We start from the raw sequence: 299 nt of genomic DNA, 5'->3' as shown, positions 1-299 counted from the left end.
CATCGGCATCGTCGCCTTCCCCAACTTCGCGCACTGGCCCAACCGCCTGAGCATCGCGCGAGGCCGCATGCCGGTGACGCGCCGCCGGCCCTACCAGTGGTACGACACGCCGAACATTCGCGTCGGCACCTTCAAGGACTTCGAGGTGCTCGCGGGCAAGAACAACCTGCGCGTACTCGACGCCTTCGGCGTGCAGGACGACCGCGAGGTGCGCTGGCTGCCGAACGTGCGCGCCGGCACGGCCGTCTTCAAGTTCGAGCGCGCCTGAGAGGCTGAGCCCGTGGCCCAGACGCTCGCCG

General features: G+C 69.6%; 1 protein-coding gene. It reads left to right on the top strand.

Translation table 11 applies throughout. The features are described 5' to 3' along the window. A partial coding sequence (locus tag CVH10_RS19405; RefSeq protein WP_369335892.1) for a methionine biosynthesis protein MetW occupies nucleotides 1-268 on the top strand: 268 nt, incomplete at its 5' end. Between the last annotated feature and the right edge of the window lie 31 nt (nucleotides 269-299).

Origin of the sequence: Halomonas sp. ND22Bw (genome assembly GCF_003011945.1) — a bacterium.
GTDB classification, from domain to species: Bacteria; Pseudomonadota; Gammaproteobacteria; order Pseudomonadales; family Halomonadaceae; genus Halomonas; species Halomonas halophila.
This window is presented reverse-complemented; position numbering and strand designations above follow the sequence as displayed.